Here is a 23,024-nt window from a genome sequence, read left to right as displayed (position 1 = left end):
AAACCTTTAGATTAATTATATTATTCTGAATATTACTAAATCAATGTGCGAACAAATAAAAAAGAGAGCTATTTCGCTCTCTTTTTTGTATCTTCCCACAAAAACCGATATCCGGTGTATAATAAAACTAGGTGATGAATCTGCTTGACATCTAATCCCGTAAGCTCTTCTATCTTTTTTAATCTATAGTTTAATGTGTTCTTATGTATAAACATCGTATCAGACGTTTTCTGAATCGATAAATCATGTTTAAACCATTGATGAATTGTCTCAACCAACTCATGCTCTCCTTTTAATGGATTAATCGTCCGCTTTATAAACTCTTGTTTCACGTTTGCATCTAATGACTGTTGTAACAATTCAAAACGTAAATCATTATCGAAAACCACTCGATTATAACGCGTCGCCACTTCGCACGCTCGTTCAGCCTGATCTAACGACTGCTTTAATGTCTCATAACGGGCAGGTAGTCCGACTCCGATTGCAACATCAACTTTGAACCGTTCATTTAACTCTAAACGAAATCGCTTCAATTTATTTTCTAATTCCGTTCTTTCATATTGCTCTAACAGTAACAATAAACGATTTTGCCCCCATCTAATGAATAACCCTTCTTTATGCTGGTCCCACATTGCCTTTAACATCTTAATATCCCGATAACTAAATTGAAACGTCGAATTTTCAACTTTAAACACAACTACACGCTCATAATTATAAATATTAATGTTATAGAACTGACTTCGGTCAATGATATAATCACTCACCTCATTAGCATGCAACCAGTCAAACACAAAAAATTCACGCTCTCGTGCGTGGCTCTCCTCATCCATCTTATTCACCGAATCCTGTACAACTAACTCGGTCACTTTTCGAACTAACATCGCATAAGGTTCAATAACATTAGGATCCCCCGTTATACCAAGCACTGCTAATGCATTCCCATGAACAATAATAGGAAGTACTATCCCTTCTCTCACCCCTTGTAACACATGTGTCAATTCCTCCGTCATGATCATATTCTGCTGGGATTCCATTGCATTCTTAGCACCTTCATGAAAATCATTTAAGCGGGTAGAATCCGTTGAAGCTACGATAATCCCAATTTCATTCGTTAAAATAACATCCTCGTTAATGAGTTTTTGCACTTCCCAAACAATATTCTCTGCCAAATCATCCGTAAGAATAAAATCGCCCATTTAAACCAATCCTTGTTTTTCTTTTTAAATATTTTAACATATTTGAAAAGATAGCCTAGATATATAAATAGGAATTAAGTATGAATTTAACAAAAATACGCATGCATCTGGCTAATCTAGCCCGGTTAATCCTGCTTGTTTTACTGAAGTATACTCAATCATTCATTTAGGGCGATACCCAAATTCTAATAAAATAAAAACTCGATTCTAAATGAACCGAGTTTTTAATCACCACTTTAATCTTCTTTCCCTTCTTTCCGATCAATCGTCCCTTCAGAATAATCATCTGAAACTTGCTCGTGTGTCTCAGCTAATCCTTTTTCAAACTGGGACTCCTCATTATAGTAAGAGGGTTCAAAGTCTTTTTCTGCAATTTTACGACTATCCTCATTCATTTGATTTTTCTTTTTAGCCAAAATAAAACCTCCAAACAATTGATTTTAGTTTTATTATGAGCAGAAATTGGAATCGTAACCATTCAAGATACAGGGATTATTCTTTTGAGAAAAACTTGGCTTGTCGCCAAGTTCTAACGGCGAAAGCCTTAGTTTTTCACATAATTTAATCCTTTAAAAGGTTTAATTTTCTTAAAGTGTAAAGAAAACCCGTCGATTGACGAGCCTTTTAAGGCGAAGTCAGAGACGTAGTTGCGCTTATGCAGGTATGATAAAATTTATAATTTCTTACCTGCCAAAAACCCTTTCCCCTTCACGAACTCCTCCATAAACGGACGTTTAGGGTTTTGTAACATATTACTCATCATCTCTGACCAAGTCACATTCTTCTGGTTGGTTTTACGTGTGGCATAGTACTTTCTCATTTGGTCGTCATACTGATCAATCAAATCCGTATATTTTTCTTCATCATAGTCATTCTCATGTAAGACCGCTTCTAATGGTAAGCGTGGTTTAACATATTGTTCTTCATCAGGCACACCGACTGTCATACCAAATAACGGCATCACTTTATCAGGTAATGATACTAAGTCGCTAATTTGCTCTGGATTATTACGTACTCCGCCAATGTAACAAATTCCATATCCCTTAGATTCAGCTGCAATAACAAAATTTTGTGCGAGTAAAGCTGTATCCACTGTTCCGACCAAAAAGCTTTCAAGATTGTCTGCCTTCAGCTTTACATCATGCTTTTGACTCGCATATTCTAGCCGCTTGAAATCAACACAAAACAGCAATACAACTGGTGCTGACGTAATTTGCTGTGGGTTTTTGCTTAATTCAGCAAGCTTCTCTATTTTTTCGGGATCCGTTACTCTCACGATCGAATATGCTTGTACAAAGCTTGAGCTCGCCGCATGTTGTGCCGCTTGAATCATTTCATATAAAACCTCATTAGGTATCGTTTCATCCCTATATTTACGAATTGACGTATGGTTTTTTAATAAGTTGATCGTTTTTTCGTACATTTTAGTTCATCACCTTTTTCGTAGTTTATATCTCATGATTAAAAGTGTAGTTGAACCGTCCTAACGCTTCAATCATTTCGCTTTGAGGTCGAAATTTTATCAATCAAACGTTTGTTCAACACCCTGTCCATAAATTAACCCATTCGACCTAAGTGATCAACAAACCTTATCCCCACTCATCCTCCTCTCCTACATTATTTAGACATTTGGAACTACAATTTTAAATACTCAGCCTAAGTCATAAGAAAAAACTAGGTCAATTGTCTGTCATTATGCGGTTTTACCGTATTTGACAGTTAATTATTTGAATGTTAATTTAATTCTGAATTTATTTTTCACCAAAATGGCAAAGGTGGTGAAATATTTTTTTACCCCGAATGTGAAAACGCTTCATTAACTAACTCACACCCTCTAACCAAACCTCATAACGAACGTTCATCTAGATACAGCAAAAATTGAATAATTAAGGAGGTTTTCAATGAATAGGATCAATAAGACGATCTCAATTACGCTTGTGACACTATTAGGTGTAACGTTATTCATGTCACCTCAGAACGCATCGTCAGCAGACGATAAGGAGGAGCCTACCCCGACTATGGAAGAGCGAAATCATAAGAATACGCATTATCAAGCTCATCCGTCATTCACTTGGGATGAACCTGGCCCGACTTCCCCTGTGCTTCATCCAGGGTCGACTACTGGTGCCGGGATGGTTCAGCAAGCATTAGATGAGATTGATCCGATCATGGAAGAGATGATTTCTGATCAGGTCATGCCTGGTGCTGTCGCATTTGTCGCTAGAAGGGGTCATATTGTGAAGCATGATGCTTATGGCTATACCTACCAGTATACAGACGATCAGTTTACAGAAACTGATCAGCCTATAAAAATGCAAGAAGATACGATATTTGATCTGGCTTCCATTAGTAAAATTTTTACGACCACGGCTGCGATGAAGTTATATGAAGAAGGTTATTTTGAACTCGATGATTCCGTTTCTGAACATTTGCCTGAGTTTGCGGAAAATGATAAAGAAGATGTCACGATACGCCAGTTAATGACGCATACATCAGGGTTTCCTGCTTGGATTCCATTGTATACACAAGGAGATAGCCGTGAAGAACGCGTCCAAATTGTGCTCGAGCACCCATTAAGTAATGAACCTGGTGATTCGTATACGTATAGTGATTTAAATATGATTACGCTAGGAACCCTCGTTGAACGTTTATCGGGGCAAAGACTTGATGAATATGTTAAAGAGCATATTACGGACCCACTAGGAATGGACGATACAATGTACAATCCGCCCAAATCTCTCAAGCACCGAATTGCTGCAACGGAATATCAACCTTATATTGATCGTGGTCTAGTATGGGGCGAGGTGCATGATGAAAATGCATGGTCACTTGATGGCGTTGCGGGTCACGCCGGTGTTTTCTCGACGGCTTCGGACGTAGCGAAATTCGCGCACATGTTTATAAATGACGGTCGTTATGGGGGTAAACGCATCCTCAAAGAAGAAACCGTCAAAGAGCTAGTCGAAAATCAAATCCCGCAATTCCCTGGTGATGATCACGGACTCGGATGGGAGCTTGGTCAAGGCTGGTTTATGGACGCGCTTTCGGAAGGAACCACATTAGGCCATACCGGTTACACCGGAACATCAATCGTCATCAATCAGAACAATGATACGATTGCAATTTTATTAACGAACCGGGTACACCCAACACGAGATACTGTCTCTACTAACCCAGCAAGAAGAGCGTTAGCAAGACAAGTAGCTGATTCGATTCCCGTTTCAATTCCAGGAGACGGAACAGCCTGGTTCTCAGGGTATGGTGACAATCTTAAGCACAACTTAACGGCAGAGGTTAATACGACAGAAGATGCCCTCCTTTCGTTTGATACGTGGCACCGAATCGAAACAGACTATGATTTTGGTTACGTCGAAGTATCCGATAACGGCGAGGATTGGGCGAGAATCAGTCAGTTTACGAATAGTAGTATTGATTGGCAAAACGAAATCGTTGAAATCCCAGCTGGAACTCAACTCGTTCGCTTTAGTTACCAAACAGACGGCGCAGTCAACGGTCGAGGCTGGTATATCGATAACGTGACGATGGAACAGCCTAATGGCGAAGTAGTAGAACCGGAGCTATTAGGTAACGGCTGGGTTGAAAGAAATTATTAAGGTGGTGTTTGTATGAAAACTCGAAAAGCAACCATGTTATGTCTGACGTTTATATTAGTTTTATCCCAATTAAGCTTCCTGTCACCAGAGCAAAAAGCCTCCGCATCAGGACAGACGGTGAAGGATTTAATCATTTTGCAAAACGTACCAGAGTTTGAACCTAATACAGAAGACATTCAGCTTAAAGCACTTAAAGTTTTTGAGGAAGGTCACTTTATGACAACCTCCTCCAACTTAGAATGGACCTCTACGAACCAAAATGTAGCGACAGTCGATGATCAAGGCCATGTCACGTTGACTGGACAAAACGGACGTACCTTTATTTATGTAACTGACGGTCAATTCGAGGATCGCATTGCTATTGATTACAAGGTTGAACCGAGAAGTAAAGGAAAAGGTAAACCCGCTTCAAGTGTTAACCTCATTAAAGAAAAAGGTGAACGCTATAGCATTGTTGAAGACTCGGTTGATTCTTTGACCATTGAAGAAAAAGTCGGGCAAATGCTGATGCCGGATTTCCGTACATGGGATGGCGAGGATGTTACCGAGATGCTTCCTGAGATTGAACAGCTCGTCGAGGATTACCACCTTGGTGGGGTCATTTTATTCCGTGAAAACGTTGTGACGACTGGACAAACAACACGTTTGGTCTCGGATTATCAAGACGCCACTGAAAAATTCGGGCTTCTCATGACGATTGACCAAGAAGGTGGTATTGTTACACGCCTTCAATCAGGTACCGACTTTCCAGGTAACATGGCATTAGGAGCCGCTCGTTCCGAGGATATTTCCTATCAAGTTGGACAAGCCATCGGTGAAGAACTAACCGCGCTTGGTATCAACACTAACTTTGCACCAGTCGTAGATGTCAACAATAATCCAGACAACCCGGTCATTGGTGTTCGTTCATTTGGTGAAGATCCAGAACTTGTCGCCAATATGGGGATTTCCTATATTAAAGGCCTACAATCAACAGGTGTAGCCGCAACCGCGAAACACTTTCCAGGTCATGGAGACACGGCAGTTGATTCACACCTTGGGTTACCAGAAGTGCCCCATGAAAAAGAACGTTTAAAAGAAGTTGAGCTTTATCCATTCCAACAAGCCATGGATGCTGGACTGGATATGGTGATGACCGCGCACGTGACGTTCCCAAAAATTGATGACACCAAAGTCATCTCAAAGAAAACCGGTGAAGAAATTGCGTTACCCGCTACACTATCCCATAAAGTTTTAACGGAACTGATGCGCGAAGAAATGGGTTACGACGGTGTCATTACGACTGATGCGTTAAACATGAACGCGATTACCGACCATTTCGGACCAGTAGATGCGGTCATTCGCGCGGTTAAAGCTGGCTCTGATATTGTTCTAATGCCTGTTGGTTTAGAAGAGGTTAGAGACGGGTTGCTAACTGCTATTAGTGAAGGTGACATTTCTGAAGAACGCATCAACGCATCTGTGGAGCGAATTTTAACCTTAAAACTGAATCGCGGCATTATTAAGGATGAAAATCCTGAACCAGTTGAAGATAAAATCGATCGTGCCTTAGAAGTTGTTGGCTCTGAAGCACATAAACAAGTTGAAACTGAAGCAGCTGAAGCTTCCATTACGTTAGTGAAAAATGAGAATGCTCTACCGCTAGATCTAGACTCTAACCAAGACATTGTCGTTATCGGAAACACTTATATCTCAAGTCTGGGAGATGCGATAAAGACGCATCACGATAACACAACTGTGATCCAATCAGCAGGTAACTTAACAGATGAACAGCTCGAACAAATCAGTAACGCCGATGCAGTCATTGCAGGAACTTACACGTATAACGTTTCCGGTCGCTCTCCAGATAATCCGCAAATGCAGATGATTAACACGATTATGGAGGAAACCGACAGCCCTGTCATCGGTGTAGGCATCCGCAACCCTTACGATATCAGTGCCTACCCAGAAATTGATGCCTTTATCGCGCAATACGGCTTTAGAGAAGCAAGCTTTGTGGCAACCGCTAATACGATTTTTGGCGAAAACAATCCAACTGGTAAGCTACCAGTTACGATACCAACTGTTGATGATGACATTTTATACGAATTTGGACATGGATTGAGTTATTAATAAAAGCTTCTTTTAAATTCAAATGGCGATTTTCTATAATGATGAGCCAGGTCTTCCGAGCGAAACTTGAGCATGCGTGTGAAACTCGGACAATCATGGATGAAACTCGGACAATCACACGCATAACTTGGACAATCACAAGTGAAACTCGGACAATCGCAAGCGTAACTTGGACACTCACGAGCGTAACTTGGACAATCTGGCTCTCATTAATATAAAGGTTGAGGAGGAATTTAAAATGAAAAAATGGGTGATATCCCTTATCTCACTCATGCTCGTTTTAACATCACTATCGGTCGTGATGGCCGATAATGGAAACGGCAAAGCAAAAGGAAAACAGAAAAAATTCGAGCTTGGTGTGGAAGTCCTTTTAAACGATCAAAAGGATTTAATTGAAGGCAAAAATGTTGGCTTAATCACTAACCCAACTGGCGTTGACAATGAACTTAACAGCGTTGTCGATACGCTTCACAACGACCCAGATGTCAACTTGACCGCGTTATATGGCCCAGAGCACGGCGTACGCGGAAGTGCTCAAGCCGGTGAGTACGTCGAGTTTTACATCGATGAAAAAACCGGACTCCCTGTTTACAGCCTATACGGCGAAACACGTAAACCAACTCCCGATATGTTAGAAGGCGTAGACATTCTTTTATTTGATATTCAAGATGTTGGGACACGCTTCTACACGTACATTTACACGATGGCTTATGCGATGGAAGCAGCAGCCGAAAACGACATTGAATTTGTTGTACTTGACCGCCCGAACCCACAAAGCGGAACAAAGGTACAAGGACCAGTATTAGAAGAAGAGTACAAATCATTTGTCGGAAACTATGAAATCCCGCTTCGCCACGGGATGACCGTCGGGGAATTAGCCAAACTGTTTAATGAGGAATTTGAAATTGGCGCAGACTTAACCGTTGTAGAAATGAACGGCTGGAAACGTAATATGTATTACGATGATACCGGATTAGAATTCGTTCTTCCTTCACCAAACATGCCAACTTTAGATACAGCAATCGTTTACCCAGGCGCAGCCTTAATCGAAGGAACGAACGTCTCTGAAGGGCGAGGCACAACCAAACCATTCGAATTGATCGGCGCACCGTTTATCAATGCCGATGAATTAGCGACACATTTAAACGACCAAAACATACCTGGCGTCAATTTCCGTGCCGCATCCTTTACACCAACATTCTCAAAACACGCCGGAGATCTATCACATGGCATTCAAATCCATGTTGAACACAGACAATCATTCAATCCTGTGAAAACAGGATTACACATCGTAAAAGCGATTCATGATCTATACCCTGAAGACTTCCAGTTCCGCGCAGAAAACAGCGCTGGCATTTCCTTCTTTGACAACCTGATCGGTAACGGTTGGGTCCGTGAAGCCATTGAAAACGGCGAATCCGTTGGTGACATTCAAGACGCATGGCAGGATGAACTAGATGAATTTAGACAGGTCCGCGAAGATTATTTACTATATTAAAGAAAATATAATGAAAGCCTTGCACATACCGTTGTGCAAGGCTTCTTATTACTCTACTTCTACCCCATCTGGCCAATGGAGGCTATGTTCTTCTACACTCGTAATCTCATTGTTTTCATCAACAAAAACAACTCTTGGCTTGAGGTCTTCAATTTCTTCATCTGTATATTGCCCCATACTTAAAATAATAACAAGATCCCCAGGTGAGAATAAATGCGCCGGCGGTCCATTCAAACAAATTTTACCTGAACCCTCAGGCGCTGGAATCGCATACGTCTTCCAAAGCGTCGCATTTCTTATGTTCGTAATCTGAAGCATCTCATGTGGCTTAATATTCGCTTCCTTCATTAACTTATAATCAATCGTGATACTGCCGACATAATCTAAGTCCGCTTCAGTCACGGTTGCCCTATGTATCTTACCTTTACACATTAAGCGTTGCATCCTGTTGCCCTCCTTTAATATGCTTAATAATTAGTATAAAGCACTCTAATCAAATAGACAAATAGAGAAGACTCTTCTAAGCCTCCCCTTTATGTTTAAAAATTAATGGAGCAAATAAAGGTATAGCAATACAAAGAATTAATAAGCGTATTAACTGAAATGATGCAACAATTGAAGAAGGTAAACTTAACAGCGCAGCAGTTGATGCCATTTCGGCTGCACCAGCTGGTACAGTACTTAACATACTTGTTACAAAATCTAAAGATGTTGTCATGTAAATTAACACAGAGGTTGTTAGTCCAAGACAAACATATAAACACATGATTAACAAACTAACTAAACCTATGTCTTTTAGTTTATATAAAACACTCTTGTTAAAACGTAACCCTATTACGCCACCTAGTAAAACTTGACCAAAACTTAACACAAATGATGGCATAGAGTTAATTTCCCAAATAAATTGATTAAACAAGAAACCAAGTATCATAGATAAAATAAAGGGTGCAGCAGGAATTGGTAGTAATTTTGCTAATACTAAAGACAACAATACAATCCCAATCAATGCGCATAGTTTAACCAAAAACAAATACTCAAAATTTAAGCCTTCAAAAATATTGGATTCTGCTATTAACTTACTACCGTCTACAAATAAACCTGCCAAAAATGGGATTAATAGCACAAATAAAATAATTCTTGTTGTATGAAATGCTGAAACAATCCTTTGATCGGCCCCATATTCTTCACTTAGTGCCATCATCACGGATGCTCCACCGGGCATACAGCAAAAAATAGCGGTATTTTTGTCAATAAAGGTATAATGACTAAGAATTTTACTAAAGATTAAGCTACCTAGTAATATTAAAATAATGCTCATAGTTAAAGGTAAAAAATATTTGCTTAAAATGAGTAATAAATCTTCGCTCATTAATAAACCAATATTAACACCAATAAAACCAAGAATAAATTTAAAATAGGCTGAACTAAAAGTTAAACGCTCAATAAATAAGCTATAAATAACTCCAACTACTAATGCTCCAACAAGCCAACCAGCAGGAACTCCTAAATAAGTTAAGAAAAATCCGGTAGAAAATGCTATTAAATAAAAAAACAGTTTTTTAATAATCATAGGATTCCCTTTCGAAAATAGTTAACATCTCTTATATTATTTTTTTATTGAGCAAACTATTAAATTCTGCATCTGATAAGTGGAGCATGCCTTTAAAAATTTCTTCATTATGTTCACCCTTATGAGGACCAGTACTTTTAATTTCACCAGGCGTTCTAGAAAATTTTGCAAACACGTTCGGAATATTGATATCACCTAAATCATCATCCTCAACATTGACAAAAGTTTCCCGGTGTTTAAAGTGTTTATCTTGAAATAATTGTTCAATATTATACATAGGTCCAATAACAGCGCCACATTCATTAAAGGTATCAACAACTTCTTCTAATTCTCGTTGTTTAATCCAATCGCCTATAATGTTATCTAATTCTTCCGAGTTTCTTAAACGACTTTCATTATCTTTAAATCGATCATCATTTATTAAATCTTCTCTTCCAATTGCTTTAAACACTCTTTCCGCTACGACCTGTGCTGCGCCAGACAATGCCACCCAGTGACCTTCTTTTGTTTGATATGCGTTTCTTGGAGCACTTGTTGAACTTCCGTTTCCCATTCTTTCAGCAATTTCACCTAATTGATCATATTTTAAAATATGTGGCTCTAAAAATCTCATTAACGGTTCATAAATGGAAATATCGATATACTGACCTTTACTTTCAGGATTTTGATTTCGTTCGTAGATGGCAATCATAATAGCAAGTGCACTAAAAACACTGGTAACACCATCAGCAAGCGGTATACCTGGTAAAGTTGGAGGTCCATCTTTAGGACCATTAACTGATGCAAAACCACTCATAGCCTCTGCAACAGTCCCAAAGCCTCCTCTATCAGAGTAAGGTCCGGTCTGTCCGTAGCCAGTTGTACTTAGCATTATTAGAGATGGATTTATTTCTGATAGAATTTCCCAATCTAAATTCCACTTTTTAAACACACCTGGTTTGAAATTTTCAACTACAACATCTACCTCTTTAACTAATTTTTTAAAGAGGTCTTGTCCCTCTTTTTTGCCTAAATCAAGTGTTACTCCTTTTTTGTTTCTATTTAATGATTTCCAAAGTAATGGAGTTCCTTCTTTCTTTGAGCCAAAATTCCTTGCATGATCACCTTTTGTTGGATGTTCAACTTTTATGACAGTTGCCCCGAAATCAGCTAGATAAGTTGATGCCCATGGAGCTGCAATCATTGTAGAGGCGTCTAATATTTTAAGTCCTTCTAAAGGTTGTTTATTATTTGTCATATTTTCACCCCATTTGTGTATTCAATTCCCGTGCTTCTTTCTTTTTTCTTTCATACTCCTCTATTTTCTCATGTCGATCTAATATTAACTTAGCTTTTTCATAATGAGGAGTATCTATCATCCTTCCATTATAATTGATTGAGGCTTTCCCATCTTTTAAACCTTCCTCAAAAGCGTTAACTATATTTTTCGATTCCTTAACTTCCGCTTCAGACGGAGAAAAGCCTTTATTCAAAGCCTCTACATTGGCTGGGTGTATACAACTTGCACCCAAGAAACCATGTTTATATGCTAAACGAGCACTTTTCTCTATGCCTTGGTTATCACTGAAGTTTGCAATGCTACCCATTAATCCCATTGGTAGAATTTTTTTATCTCTTGCTGCAAGCAAAATTTCCATTCTTGGAATTAACATAGCATTGTAAGTGTCTTCGGAAATTTCTATACCAGTATCTAATGAGAAATCTTCGACACCTAGAGTTAAAGAATCAATTCGATCACTAGATCCTAATATTCCATTTAAATTATTTAATCCTTTAGCTGTTTCAATTGAAATACCAATCTTAATACTACCCATTTCTAAATCACGCTTTTCTTCCAATTTAGAAATGAAAGCTGATATATTTTGTACTTGCTCTCCCGTTTCAACTTTTGGAGTGTATATACCGTTTAAGCCTGGCCAAATGGCAGAATCAATATCTTCTAAAATCATTGAGCTGACGTTATTAACTCTTACAATGACGTCACTAGCTCCCAGTTTCACTGTCTGAATTGCTTCTTTTATTTTTCCCTGGGCATTCAGTTTTTCATCTATAGGAACGCTATCTTCCAAATCTAAAACAATACAATCTGCATTTCTTAAAAATGCTTTTTCTATAAATCTATCATTATTTGCGGGCATAATTAATCTTGATCTTCTAATTAAATTTTTTGTATAATCTATACTCAAATGATCACACCCTACTTAATTTACATTTAGTATTATAAACTTGCCCTAAAGATTGTAATTCCTCTAAAACCCCTTTACTTAACGGAATGCCATTTTCTTTTCTCTCTATTAAATGATTGGCTTCAATCTCTCCTGGCAAGTAAATTTTTTCAAAACCTTGTGCAAGTGGTACCTTTTTAATGTCTTCGGATAATTGACTCATTCTTTCTTTAAATACTTCTATATCTTCAAATACATCTGCACGCATAACAAAGAAAAAATGCCCGATGTCTTGTGTTGTTGATAAGTCTTCTGGCCGACCTAGATATGGTCCAAAACTAGCTCCTGTTAAAAGGCCAGAAAGGACTTCAACATAAAAAGCAAGTCCATAGCCTTTAGGCCCACCTACTGGTAATACTACACCTCCCATTGCCTCCTCAGGATTAGTTGTTGGTTTACCTTCCTTGGTTATGGCCCATCCAAGTGGAATTTCTTCATTATTTTTAAGAGCTAACTTTATTTTCCCTCTAGCGACTACACTTGTGGCCATATCAAAAATAATATTTTTCCCTTGATAACCAGGTATACCATAAGAAATTGGATTAGTTCCAAAATATCTTTCTCTACCACCCCATGGAGCCATGTTCGGTGGTGCATTAGTTGTAACTAGCGACACACAATCCTCTTCTGCTGCGCGTTGGGTATAATCTGCTAGCATCCCACAATGGTTTGAGTTTTTTACTCCGACAATGGCAATCCCATTATCCTTTGCTTTCTTTATAGCTATATTCATGGCATCTGTTGCCGTTAGAATGCCTAATTGATTACATCCATCAATTAATGCAGCTGCTGGGGAGTCTTTGACTATCTTTACATCCTGATCATGATTAACTACTCCACTCCGTAAACGGTCAGTATAATTTCTAACCCTTGTAACGCCGTGCGAATCTATTCCTCTTAGATTTGCTTTTGTTAGATGTTCTGCAACCATTTGGCTTTTTCTAGAATTTAATCCTGCTCCAATAAATATCTCTGTAACATATTGCTTAAGATCTTCATGATTAACTCTAATATTGGTGTCCATCTTTGTCACCTTCATCTATATTCCTTTAGTCTAGTTTCCAACCAATTAGGTTCAATACTACCAGGCTCTTCACCCTTAATTCTTTTTTCTTCATACTCTGAAATAACTTGTATTCTTTCATCTTCATATGATAATTTCTTTTCAGCCTTTTCAATAACACTTTCTATTTTGTCCCTTGGAACAACTACAACTCCATCACTATCTCCAAAAATTAAATCTCCCGGATTTACATTTACTCCTCCACATGTAATTGGAGTATTTAAATTTCCCGGACCGTTTTTATAGGGACCATTTGGAACGAATCCTTTTGAAAATATTGGATAGTTAAGTTCAGTTAAGCCTTGTTGATCTCTTATTGTCCCGTCAATTACAACACCTTCAAGTCCAACTGCTTTAGCCGCTCTTGCCATTAATTCACCCATATAGGCATGTGACGTATCACCTTTCCCGTCAGCCACTAATACATATCCAGGACGACCTGAATAAATAGCCTTATGCAAAAACAAATTATCAGTTGGCCTCATATTAACAGTAACAGCTGTTCCAACAATCTTCATTTCAGGAGTTACGGGGTTAATTAGGTAATCCATTCCTCCATGTCCATCCATGGCATCACATAAAAGTGTCGTATTTAACGATGATAATTTTTCAATTAATTCACCTGATATTTTTTCGGGGTAGACTAATTCACTTGTCAACTTAAACACCGCCTTTTATAGCTCCAGTACGTCTCTTAACATTTTCTAAGTGGTTAATAACTTCCTTTTTTGCTCTTTTTACGTCTCGCTCTTTAATAGCTTTTAATATAGACAAGTGTTCCTTTTGTGCTTCTATAATTGATTCTTCACTTACAAAGCTTCTTTCTTTAGTTTGTTTTAAAATGTCCATATTTAACTTCATGAAATTAATCATAACAATATTTTTACTACATTCTGCTAAAGCTAAATTAAATGAGAATTCCTCTACTTGTTCTTTATGCTCATTACTCGCTTTATAAATAACTTCTTCTAACTTTGCTATATCGTCATCATCTGCTCTTTCACATATTAGTTCGATCATCCCTAATTCTAAGATTTCTCTGGCTTCTAATAAATCAATTACTGCAGCCTTTTCTAAATCATCCATTAGAGATTCGCTTCTTCTCAAATTACTAATATTTTTACGTAAGTACCTACCTCCACCAGCTTTCGTTTCAATAACACCATGCGATTCTAGTATTCTAAACGCATCTCTCAGTGTACCTCTACTTACGCCAAGCATCTCTACAAGTTCCCGTTCTGATGGTATTCTCTCACCTAATACTATTTCACCTGATTCAAATAAACTTTCTATTTTCTGAATAACCTGCTCATAAAGTCTTTTATGAGTAATTTTCAGTTCGCTCACCTAAATCACCTATCTCCACTAACATTTTATTTATTTGATTTAAATTTTCTTTTAATAACTGGGTAAACCAAAAATAGAATTGCTAAAATAAAAAACGTTAATGCTAGAGGTCTTGTAAAGAAAATGGAATAATCCCCTCTAGACATAATCATGGACTGCCTAAAGGAGTCCTCTGCCATTGGACCAAGTATTATAGCTAGTATAAATGGAGCTGTTGGATAATCCAATTTTTTTAAGATGTAGCCCAAAATACCAAATGCAATCGCAACCCATACATCAAACACAAGGTAGGATAAGCTAAAAGCTCCTACTAAGCATATAAATGCAATAATTGGACCTAAATAATTTTGGCCATAGTACATTATTTTTACAAAGAATGGAATTAAGAAAACATTCGCAAATAAAAGTAAAATATTAGCAACAAATAAACCGACAATAATAATCCATACGACATCCGCAGAAGTTTCAAATATTCTTGGCCCCGGCTGAAGACCAAAAACTATTAAAGCTCCTAATAGTACAGCGGTACCTCCTCCGCCTGGTATACCCAGTGCTAACATAGGCATTAAGGCACCACCAACAGATGCGTTATTCGCTGCTTCAGGTCCCGCTAATCCTTCCATCTTACCTTTACCGAATTTTTCAGGTTCCTTTGATACACTTTTTTCTGTTGAATAGGATAAAAAAGTTGCCATCGTTCCACCGGCACCTGGTAACATTCCAATAAATGATCCAATCCCAGTACCTCTTAACGTTGATGCAGTGACTTTTTTAATATCTTTCCATTTAGGAAATATACTATTTAATTTCACATTTTCTTTTTTTATGTTTAATTTAAATGAAGTTTCTACATTAAATAGAACTTCTCCAATACCATACAGACCAATAATAATGGCTACAAAGTCAAACCCATCATATAATTCTGGAACAAAATCATATCTACCGAAGCCGGATATAAAATCCATTCCAACCATACCAACTAATAAACCAAATAAAACCATAATGATTGATTTTATATAGTTTTTATCTGATAAACTAGCAATGGTTGCAAATCCAAATAACATCATCGTAAAGTACTCAGGAGATGAAAAGCTTAATGCCCATTGAGAAACTAAAGGAGCTGCCACGGCTAAAACTATTAATGCTATTAGACCACCAATAAATGAACTAATAGCTGATATCCCCATGGCAATCCCACCTTGGCCTTTCTTCATCATAGGATAACCATCCCATGCTGTTACAATAGCCGGTGAATCCCCTGGTACATTAATTAAAATAGATGTAATTCTTCCTCCATACATAGTCCCTAAATATATACTACTTAAAAAGACTAACGCTGGCCCCGCTGGTAAACCTAAAGCTACTGGTAGTAATAATGCTATCCCTGCTGATGGACCTATACCTGGTAAAGTTCCAGCAAGTGTTCCAATAATACTACCTCCAAAAATTAATAATAATACTTGCCAATTTAAAACTAAATCGAGACCTAGGCCTATATTACTAAATAAATCCACTATCGTTTCACCTCCATTAGAAAATAATTCCCGAGGATGGGATTGGAATCTTTAGCCAATATTTAAATAAAAGAAATATAACAATGGTAGTTCCTAATGAGACAAGAATACTTTGCTTCCAAGAGTATTTGTCGATAAATCTAAAAACAACCATACAAAAAATACCTAGAGCTACTAACATTCCAATGAGGTCAATTAAAAGAATCGTAAGTATTAATAATCCCAAAAAGAATAATAAATTTTTAACACCTATCTTTGAACTGAAGAAGTCTTCTTTTTTATTTTCTTTTCTATATTTAATAAACGTTGATATACACAATGCACTTGTACAAATAATCATTAAACCAGAAACCCAAACAGGGGCAAAACCAGGGCCTGGACCAAAATCAGTATCATAAGGATAAGTTAAACCTATTATGAACATAACCGTGGAAACAGCAAGTAAAAACAAACTAAAGATAATTTCGGCATTCCTCATAAGTATTCCACCTTTTTTAATGGAAGTTTTTTAAAATGAGAAGGCTTTCTTGATAAGACAAGAAAACCTTCCAAAACGCTATTCGATAATACCTAAGGTACGTAAGTGTTCTTCGTAGGTACTATTTAATTCTGTTAAGTAACTCTCAAACTCAGAACCGTTCATAAAACCCTGTTTAATTGAATATTTATCAAGGTATTCACTTTGCCATTTTTCGTTTTCACTTAGCTCTTTCATTTTCTCCTCATACCAAGCTCTTGCTTCCTCTGGCATATTAGGTGGTCCATAAATTCCTCTAAATAATGTCCACTCGATATCGTAACCAGACTCTATTAATGTAGGAACCTCAGGATATTCTTCTAGTCTTTCTTGTGTACTTACTGCAATTGGTATCATGTCACCATTTTCAATATACTCTTTCGATGCATGGATATTATCAGCAATAACATCAATATGTCCACCTAATAACGCTGTTACTACTTCACCATCACCTTCAAAAGGAACATATTCAATATTAGCTCCAAAAGCTTCTTCAATTTGCAAAGCTAATAAATGTGATCCCCCACCAGTTGATGTACCTCCGAAGGTTGCATTACCTTCCTTGATAAATTCCTCAAACTCTTTGAAATTGCTGATACCGCTTTCAGAATTAACTAATACGATGTACGGATCCTCACCTAATCTAGCAATAGGTGTGAAATCTTCAAAACTATGATCAACGTTACCTTGCAGTGGTGTTGTTAAGTATGATGATGTAACTGAAAAGATATAGTCATCTGCTCCTTCTTGACTAGCTGCATGTCCTAATCCTACTGCTGCACTACCACCAGGCTTATTAATAACATTTATTGAATTATCAATTATTCCTTCATTACTTAATACGCTTGACATTGTACGGAGCATAGTGTCGTGTCCACCGCCAGGGGCATAACTTGCCATAAAGGTGATGCCTCCATCTGGTTCCCACTCACCATCAGAATTATCTGAGTTAGAACTTTCCTCATCGCTTGTGTTACAAGCTACAGCAAAAGTTAATAATAATATGAACATTGAAATCGATAATAATTTCTTCATCATTTACCTCCATTCATTTTTATACAGTTACCAAATTCCAAGTATGTCAGGCTATTTAAAACGCTTACATTTTTTATTTAATAATAAATCCCCCCTCAAAATAACAATTGGATAATTGGGTAACTGGTTAATTGGATTTACCAGTTAATATATATGATTCACACTTTTATGTCAATATCTATTATTAGTAATTTTCTGTTTTTATGGCGAAAAATATTACAAGGAAAGGTTATCAGAGGCAATCAAGCTATCAAGCTACTTCACTCTAAATAGTGTTGCAATATCTATCTTTTCGTCTCGTACTTCAGATTGAGACTTAAATCTTCCTATTGGCTCCACAAGTAAAGTAAAAAATAATATTCTTCTGTTTTTTCATTTTCTCTATAGGAAAACACAATTTTCTTCAGATAAAATTGTGTTTTCCCCTATTTCCCCCCTTAAAATCCAATTTTCATACCTTTGACACCACAATTTTACTAGTTTATATTTTGTTAAAAAGAATAAAGAGGTGAGCGATATGGAAGTAAAAGGCCATGAAATTCCTATTAACCTATTATCACTAATCGCAATATACTTTCGATTACCAAACAATCATGAGAAAAGCGCAACCATCAATAATGAGATCACGAATTATTATTCAGGTTACAAAGGAGAACTAGCGAATGACTATTTTATCCAATTTATAGATCGTGATGATATGTTGATTCTTCACGATCTACGCCTCCCCTTCATGAAAAGTTTTTATCAAATCGATACCCTCATCCTCACGTCATACTTTTTTCTGATCATAGAAATCAAAAACCTATCAAACTTTATCCGATTTAACCATGAAAAAGGTGACATGTATCAACAAACAGACTTGGAAAAGAGAACTTTTCAGGATCCAATCCTCCAAGCAGACGCGCAAGTTCATCAATTTAAATCATTCCTTTACCAGCTTGGACTAACGAACGTACACGTTGAAACATTAGTATCTTTTGTTAATCAAAATGCCACCCTCGCTGAAGAGCGTGACCCCAGGATTATTTATGGTTATCAATTAAAACAAAAATTTGATGAACTCCTTAACAAGTATCCTGGTATTAAAGTTAACCAACAAAAACTCGAATTTCTATCAAATACATTAATCAAAAAGAATCGACCACTACATTCAGACATGATGAAAAAACAGGGGATAAAAGCTCATGACCTAACTTATGGCATACTCTGCCCAACTTGTCTTAAACTATCGTCAAAGAGGCAACAAAGTAAATGGATTTGTTCCTTTTGTCGGGAATCAGTTAGGTCATACTTTATGCGAACCTTCATTGAATACGCGCTTATATTTGATAATACCATCACTAACAAAAAAGCAAGAAAGATGCTAGGGATAAACTCCTCTGACGCGATGCAAAAAATCTTTCAAAGATCTAGGTTCGATTATTTTGGAGAAAAAGGAAATAGAGTATATCAATTGAATTTTGATTTTCAAAAAGATTCCGCTTATCTAATTGATTATTATTTAAGACTTAAGAACTTGAATTAATGGTCTCGTATTAATTATTCTGGTTAATCGAATCTTGTAATAGCGGACTGAATCCATATTTTGGCGGATGGAACCCCTCTGACGGCGGATCGCCCCTTGTTTTTAGCGGATTGACTTCTCTATTAGGCGGATAGAACCTTGATTTTGGCGGATAGTCCCCCGATCTTGGTGGATAATCCCCGTTCCTTTTCCAGAATTTTGATTGTTCTGCAAAAAGACTATATCAACTTACTTTTTCCATTCTATTAGTTAAATATTCCTGTTTTGATTATGATACTTAAGCAACTAGTTTAACCGGTCACTTATGTGGTATAGTCACTAATGAAATACGACATTTGACAAGCCTACGCGAAGTCAAAGACGTCGTTACACTTTTGCAGGTAGCTAAAATCTCCTCTTCCTACCTGCCTCAAAAAGGAGGGATCCGTTTTGAAAAAATGGTTATTATCTACAATGTCAGCTTTACTCATTTTAAGCGTGGTACCGTCACAAAGCTTCGCGCAAAACGATTTCGAAGTCTACATCAATCATTATCAAACCGACCCCGTCATCATTAAAGATGACCGCACTTTAGTCAAACTAAGAGATTTTGAAAAAGGTGACCCCAACGCAAAAATAAGCTGGAATCAAGCCAAAAGACAAGCCACCATCACACATAAAAACAAAGATATCACCATTTCATTTATCGCAAATGATAGACAAGCTACAGTCAACGCAAAAACGGTTAACATTGACACCAACGCTATAATTAAAAACGATCGCATTTACGTACCCCTACGCTTCACATCTGAAACCTTTGAATACGACGTAACTTACTCTAGTAATCCGACTAATATCGTCCAAATTAACGACATCGACCCTAAATTAAAAGACATGTTTGACAGCAAAGCATTAGGCAAAGCCCGCTATGCAGCAACAAAACTACCTAAGTTTTGGCCACGAGAATCGATTCAATCAAAAGGTAGCATCATGAGCGAAAGCACCGTTTACTTCCCTGGTGCAGAGCGACGCCATTTTGTTGTACAATCTGGTTCAGTTTATACCTATTTTGAAGTTAACGATTATATTGCAGAAGCAGTTAGACAAGTAGATATCGATACTAAAGCTAGAATCGTAGGACCGCACCCATACCTAGACTTCCCTAAATCGATGATTGAAGAAGAATGGGGACAAACACCAACATATGCAGAACATGAAGAAACCGATTACTTGAAAGGAACCCTACAAACCCAAATCGGTACATTAGATTTCTCCCTTATTTTTAACGGAGACGAACAGCACATCGAAGAATATAAAATTGAGTCTGACCAAGATCAACTAGAAGCCTGGGAGGATATTCACAATTTGAATTGGATTCAGAAGTAAAAAATGGGGACTTGATTTTTTCAAGTCCCCATTTTTTACTCTACCGGTTGTTTTGTATAGTATATATCACGTAATAATTCCTCATTATGCTTCTCTTTTTCTTCAATCGTCCATTGAAACTCATCACTCATAAAAGATATCACAGAATCCTTATGTTTATTTACAAAATCAATATTAAAAAATAATGCACTTGACCGTCGAATAAAAAAGTCACTTGGTGTGCAAATCATTTCATTATCGATTCCATACCTTAACATTGCGAATATAAAGGGATCTATTCCCTCCTTTAAAGTCTGAAACTTCCTATATTCGGACAAGACGTTATCTACATTAGAACCATATCGATAGACAAGCTCCTTAGACTGTTGATGACTCAAGCCGTAACTTATACCTTGGTTAATTTTATCCTCCAAAAATATTTCAAATCCTTTTGATCCTCCGACCTCCCCTCCAGATAACGTCATGTATTTGGTCCTGCTTTTGTCTATATTATGGCCTAGATCTTTAGATATTAAGTCAACGACGTTTTCAGCCATTTTTCTATAGCCTGTTAGTTTGCCCCCAGCCATAGAAATAAGTCCTGAATCTGAATTAAATATTTCATCTTTTCTAGAAATTTGTGAAGGTGACTTCCCATCTTCATGAATAAGTGGTCTTAGACCTACCCAACTTGATTCAACATCATTTTCAGTTAATTCAATAGATGGGAACATATAATTAACTGCTTTTATTAAATAATTTAAATCATCTTTAGTCATTCTTGGATCTTTTATTGAAGCGTCATAGCTTGTATCTGTGGTTCCCACATAAGTTTTACCACTTCTTGGTATAGCAAAAACCATACGTCCGTCTGGTGTATCAAAGTATATTGCTTGGTTTAACGGAAAACGCTTTTGACTAAATACTAAATGAACACCTTTTGTAAGATGTAATGTTTTTCCACCTTTAGATTTATCAAATTCTCGTATTTGATCAACCCAAGGTCCAGTCGCATTGATAATTTTATTAGCATATATTCGATGCATTTCACCATTTAATTGATCTTCTACGACAATACCAACCACCCGGCCTTCTTCATACAATAACTCAATAACTTTGGCATAGTTTAAAGCATTCCCGCCTAATGCGACTGCTTTTTTTATCACCTCTAATGTTAACCTTGCGTCATCGGTTTTATATTCCACATAATAGCCAGAACCCTTCAACCATTCTTTTTTTAGAAGTGGCTCCTTAGTTAGCGTTTCTTCAATTGTTAACATTTTTCTTCGCTCTTCTTTTTTAACGCCTGCTAAATAATCATAAAACCACAGCCCTAAGTTAGTTGAAAATTTTCCAAATGTTCCACCTTTATAAATTGGTAATAACATCCATTCCGGCCTTGTAACATGTGGTGCATTTTCATAGACAATTGCCCTTTCTTTACCTACTTCAGAAACCATTTTTATTTCTAGTTGCTTTAAATATCGTAAACCACCATGAACAAGTTTTGTTGATCGGCTTGAAGTACCTGCTCCAAAATCTTGCATATCAATCAAGGCACCTTTTAATCCACGTGATACTGTATCTAACAAAATGCCTGCACCTGTTATACCACCACCTATTACTAAAATATCTAGTGATGTCGTTTTCATATCCTTATATATTTCATCTCGATGATGCATTGATAATTTTTTCAAGTTAACACCCCTTCTGTGTTGAAAGACTAAGTTTTATACTTAAACAATATAAAAAGTAAAACCACAAAACATGCAAAGGTACCTTTGCATAATTTTGTGGCTTCTCTTAATCTCTTACCAACTAAATATTTAAATTTTCAAAAATAAGTATTATAATATATTAATTAATAACAGCAATTGTTGGAGGTTTAAAATGAGTATAGTAGATTTAGTTGATTCCCAAATTATCGCTTCTATTAAAAATTATAAGGACATAGATCAAGCCATCAAGAAACAACCAAATGTTTCATTCTTACTAACTGGTGACCTTTTAACAATGGGAAGTTATATCCAAAAGCTTAAAGATCATGATATGCGTGTGTTTATACATTTGGATTTTATCGATGGCGTATCTAATAGCAAAACATCAGTCGAATACATCGCTAAAAACTGGAATCCTGACGGTATTATTACTACTAAAAATAATATTGTAAGGTATGCAAAAGATGTTGGCCTATATACTATTCAACGTATATTCCTAATTGATGAAAATGCCATTAAATCTGGTGTTCAAGTTATAAGAAATAATACACCCGATGCTATCGAAGTCATGCCAGGGTTAATGCCAAAAATTATCGATCGGCTAACCTATGAGGTTAAACTCCCAATCTTTGTTGGTGGATTAATTTCATCAAAAGAAGAAATTTTGGATGCTTTGGCAGTAGGTGCACTAGGAGTTTCGGCTAGTAATTCATCCTTATGGGAACTAGATTTATAGAAGAGTAATC

Annotated in this window: 19 protein-coding genes and 1 pseudogene; 6 read left to right on the top strand and 14 right to left on the bottom strand. The window is 36.9% G+C overall.

Annotated elements, in window-relative coordinates; genetic code table 11:
* Positions 1 to 68 precede the first annotated feature (68 nt).
* The 3 genes and pseudogenes from BLP77_RS09350 to nfsA all read right to left on the bottom strand — a co-directional run bounded on the left by BLP77_RS09350 (position 69) and on the right by nfsA (position 2,619).
* Positions 69 to 1,196 (bottom strand): CdaR family transcriptional regulator, encoded by a 1,128-nt coding sequence (locus tag BLP77_RS09350; RefSeq protein ID WP_093856857.1) that lies wholly within the window; start codon positions 1,194 to 1,196, stop codon positions 69 to 71.
* 236 nt (positions 1,197 to 1,432) lie between these two features.
* Positions 1,433 to 1,582, bottom strand: a pseudogene (locus BLP77_RS09345) (DUF4025 domain-containing protein); the annotation flags it as partial.
* 287 nt (positions 1,583 to 1,869) lie between these two features.
* Complete coding sequence (nfsA, locus tag BLP77_RS09340) at positions 1,870 to 2,619, bottom strand: oxygen-insensitive NADPH nitroreductase (RefSeq protein ID WP_093856856.1); 750 nt, start codon at positions 2,617 to 2,619, stop codon at positions 1,870 to 1,872.
* A gap of 478 nt (positions 2,620 to 3,097) precedes the next feature.
* On the opposite strand from nfsA, the gene BLP77_RS09335 reads away from it, so the two are divergent.
* From BLP77_RS09335 to BLP77_RS09325, 3 genes are all read left to right on the top strand, one after another.
* The gene (locus tag BLP77_RS09335) at positions 3,098 to 4,810 is read left to right on the top strand and encodes a serine hydrolase domain-containing protein (protein WP_093856855.1); all 1,713 of its coding nucleotides are present in this window, start codon (positions 3,098 to 3,100) and stop codon (positions 4,808 to 4,810) included.
* Between the two features lie 12 nt (positions 4,811 to 4,822).
* Entirely contained in the window at positions 4,823 to 6,922 is a 2,100-nt protein-coding gene (locus BLP77_RS09330; protein ID WP_093856854.1) for a glycoside hydrolase family 3 protein, read from the top strand.
* A gap of 238 nt (positions 6,923 to 7,160) precedes the next feature.
* A complete protein-coding gene (locus BLP77_RS09325; protein WP_093856853.1) occupies positions 7,161 to 8,420 on the top strand; it encodes an exo-beta-N-acetylmuramidase NamZ family protein in 1,260 nt (419 codons plus the stop codon).
* Positions 8,421 to 8,468: 48 nt separating this feature from the next.
* Here the strand turns inward: BLP77_RS09325 and panD are convergent, their stop codons facing one another.
* The 10 genes from panD to BLP77_RS09275 all read right to left on the bottom strand — a co-directional run bounded on the left by panD (position 8,469) and on the right by BLP77_RS09275 (position 17,694).
* Complete coding sequence (panD, locus tag BLP77_RS09320; RefSeq protein WP_093856852.1) at positions 8,469 to 8,864, bottom strand: aspartate 1-decarboxylase; 396 nt, start codon at positions 8,862 to 8,864, stop codon at positions 8,469 to 8,471.
* A gap of 76 nt (positions 8,865 to 8,940) precedes the next feature.
* Entirely contained in the window at positions 8,941 to 9,990 is a 1,050-nt protein-coding gene (locus BLP77_RS09315; protein WP_093856851.1) for an AbrB family transcriptional regulator, read from the bottom strand.
* 31 nt (positions 9,991 to 10,021) lie between these two features.
* Complete coding sequence (locus BLP77_RS09310) at positions 10,022 to 11,227, bottom strand: CaiB/BaiF CoA transferase family protein (protein WP_093856850.1); 1,206 nt, start codon at positions 11,225 to 11,227, stop codon at positions 10,022 to 10,024.
* Between the two features lie 4 nt (positions 11,228 to 11,231).
* Positions 11,232 to 12,176, bottom strand: coding sequence for an HpcH/HpaI aldolase/citrate lyase family protein (locus tag BLP77_RS09305; RefSeq protein ID WP_093856849.1), 945 nt, complete (start codon positions 12,174 to 12,176; stop codon positions 11,232 to 11,234).
* 4 nt (positions 12,177 to 12,180) lie between these two features.
* Complete coding sequence (locus tag BLP77_RS09300; RefSeq protein ID WP_176753029.1) at positions 12,181 to 13,239, bottom strand: Ldh family oxidoreductase; 1,059 nt, start codon at positions 13,237 to 13,239, stop codon at positions 12,181 to 12,183.
* An 11-nt stretch (positions 13,240 to 13,250) separates the two neighbouring features.
* On the bottom strand, positions 13,251 to 13,937 hold the full coding sequence (locus tag BLP77_RS09295) for an RraA family protein (protein ID WP_245686846.1): 687 nt from the start codon (positions 13,935 to 13,937) through the stop codon (positions 13,251 to 13,253).
* Between the two features lies 1 nt (position 13,938).
* Complete coding sequence (locus BLP77_RS09290) at positions 13,939 to 14,625, bottom strand: FadR/GntR family transcriptional regulator (protein WP_093856847.1); 687 nt, start codon at positions 14,623 to 14,625, stop codon at positions 13,939 to 13,941.
* Between the two features lie 26 nt (positions 14,626 to 14,651).
* A complete protein-coding gene (locus BLP77_RS09285) occupies positions 14,652 to 16,139 on the bottom strand; it encodes a tripartite tricarboxylate transporter permease (RefSeq protein WP_218118855.1) in 1,488 nt (495 codons plus the stop codon).
* Between the two features lie 16 nt (positions 16,140 to 16,155).
* A complete protein-coding gene (locus BLP77_RS09280) occupies positions 16,156 to 16,617 on the bottom strand; it encodes a tripartite tricarboxylate transporter TctB family protein (protein WP_093856846.1) in 462 nt (153 codons plus the stop codon).
* Positions 16,618 to 16,695: 78 nt separating this feature from the next.
* Entirely contained in the window at positions 16,696 to 17,694 is a 999-nt protein-coding gene (locus tag BLP77_RS09275) for a Bug family tripartite tricarboxylate transporter substrate binding protein (protein WP_093856845.1), read from the bottom strand.
* A 514-nt stretch (positions 17,695 to 18,208) separates the two neighbouring features.
* Here BLP77_RS09275 and BLP77_RS09270 point away from each other — a divergent pair.
* Both BLP77_RS09270 and BLP77_RS09265 read left to right on the top strand, forming a co-directional pair.
* Positions 18,209 to 19,216, top strand: coding sequence for a nuclease-related domain-containing protein (locus BLP77_RS09270; RefSeq protein ID WP_093856844.1), 1,008 nt, complete (start codon positions 18,209 to 18,211; stop codon positions 19,214 to 19,216).
* A 429-nt stretch (positions 19,217 to 19,645) separates the two neighbouring features.
* The gene (locus BLP77_RS09265; RefSeq protein WP_093856843.1) at positions 19,646 to 20,581 is read left to right on the top strand and encodes a copper amine oxidase N-terminal domain-containing protein; all 936 of its coding nucleotides are present in this window, start codon (positions 19,646 to 19,648) and stop codon (positions 20,579 to 20,581) included.
* Between the two features lie 35 nt (positions 20,582 to 20,616).
* Here BLP77_RS09265 and BLP77_RS09260 read toward each other — a convergent pair whose 3' ends face one another.
* Entirely contained in the window at positions 20,617 to 22,242 is a 1,626-nt protein-coding gene (locus tag BLP77_RS09260) for a glycerol-3-phosphate dehydrogenase/oxidase (RefSeq protein ID WP_093856936.1), read from the bottom strand.
* Positions 22,243 to 22,450: 208 nt separating this feature from the next.
* Here BLP77_RS09260 and BLP77_RS09255 point away from each other — a divergent pair, with 208 nt between their 5' ends.
* Entirely contained in the window at positions 22,451 to 23,014 is a 564-nt protein-coding gene (locus tag BLP77_RS09255) for a glycerol-3-phosphate responsive antiterminator (RefSeq protein WP_093856842.1), read from the top strand.
* Positions 23,015 to 23,024: the final 10 nt, after the last annotated feature.

It is taken from the genome of Tenuibacillus multivorans, from assembly GCF_900103915.1.
GTDB lineage: Bacteria > Bacillota > Bacilli > Bacillales > Alkalibacillaceae > Tenuibacillus > Tenuibacillus multivorans.
The sequence above is the reverse complement of the archived record's forward strand: the minus strand, read 5'-3'. Positions and strand labels throughout refer to the sequence as shown.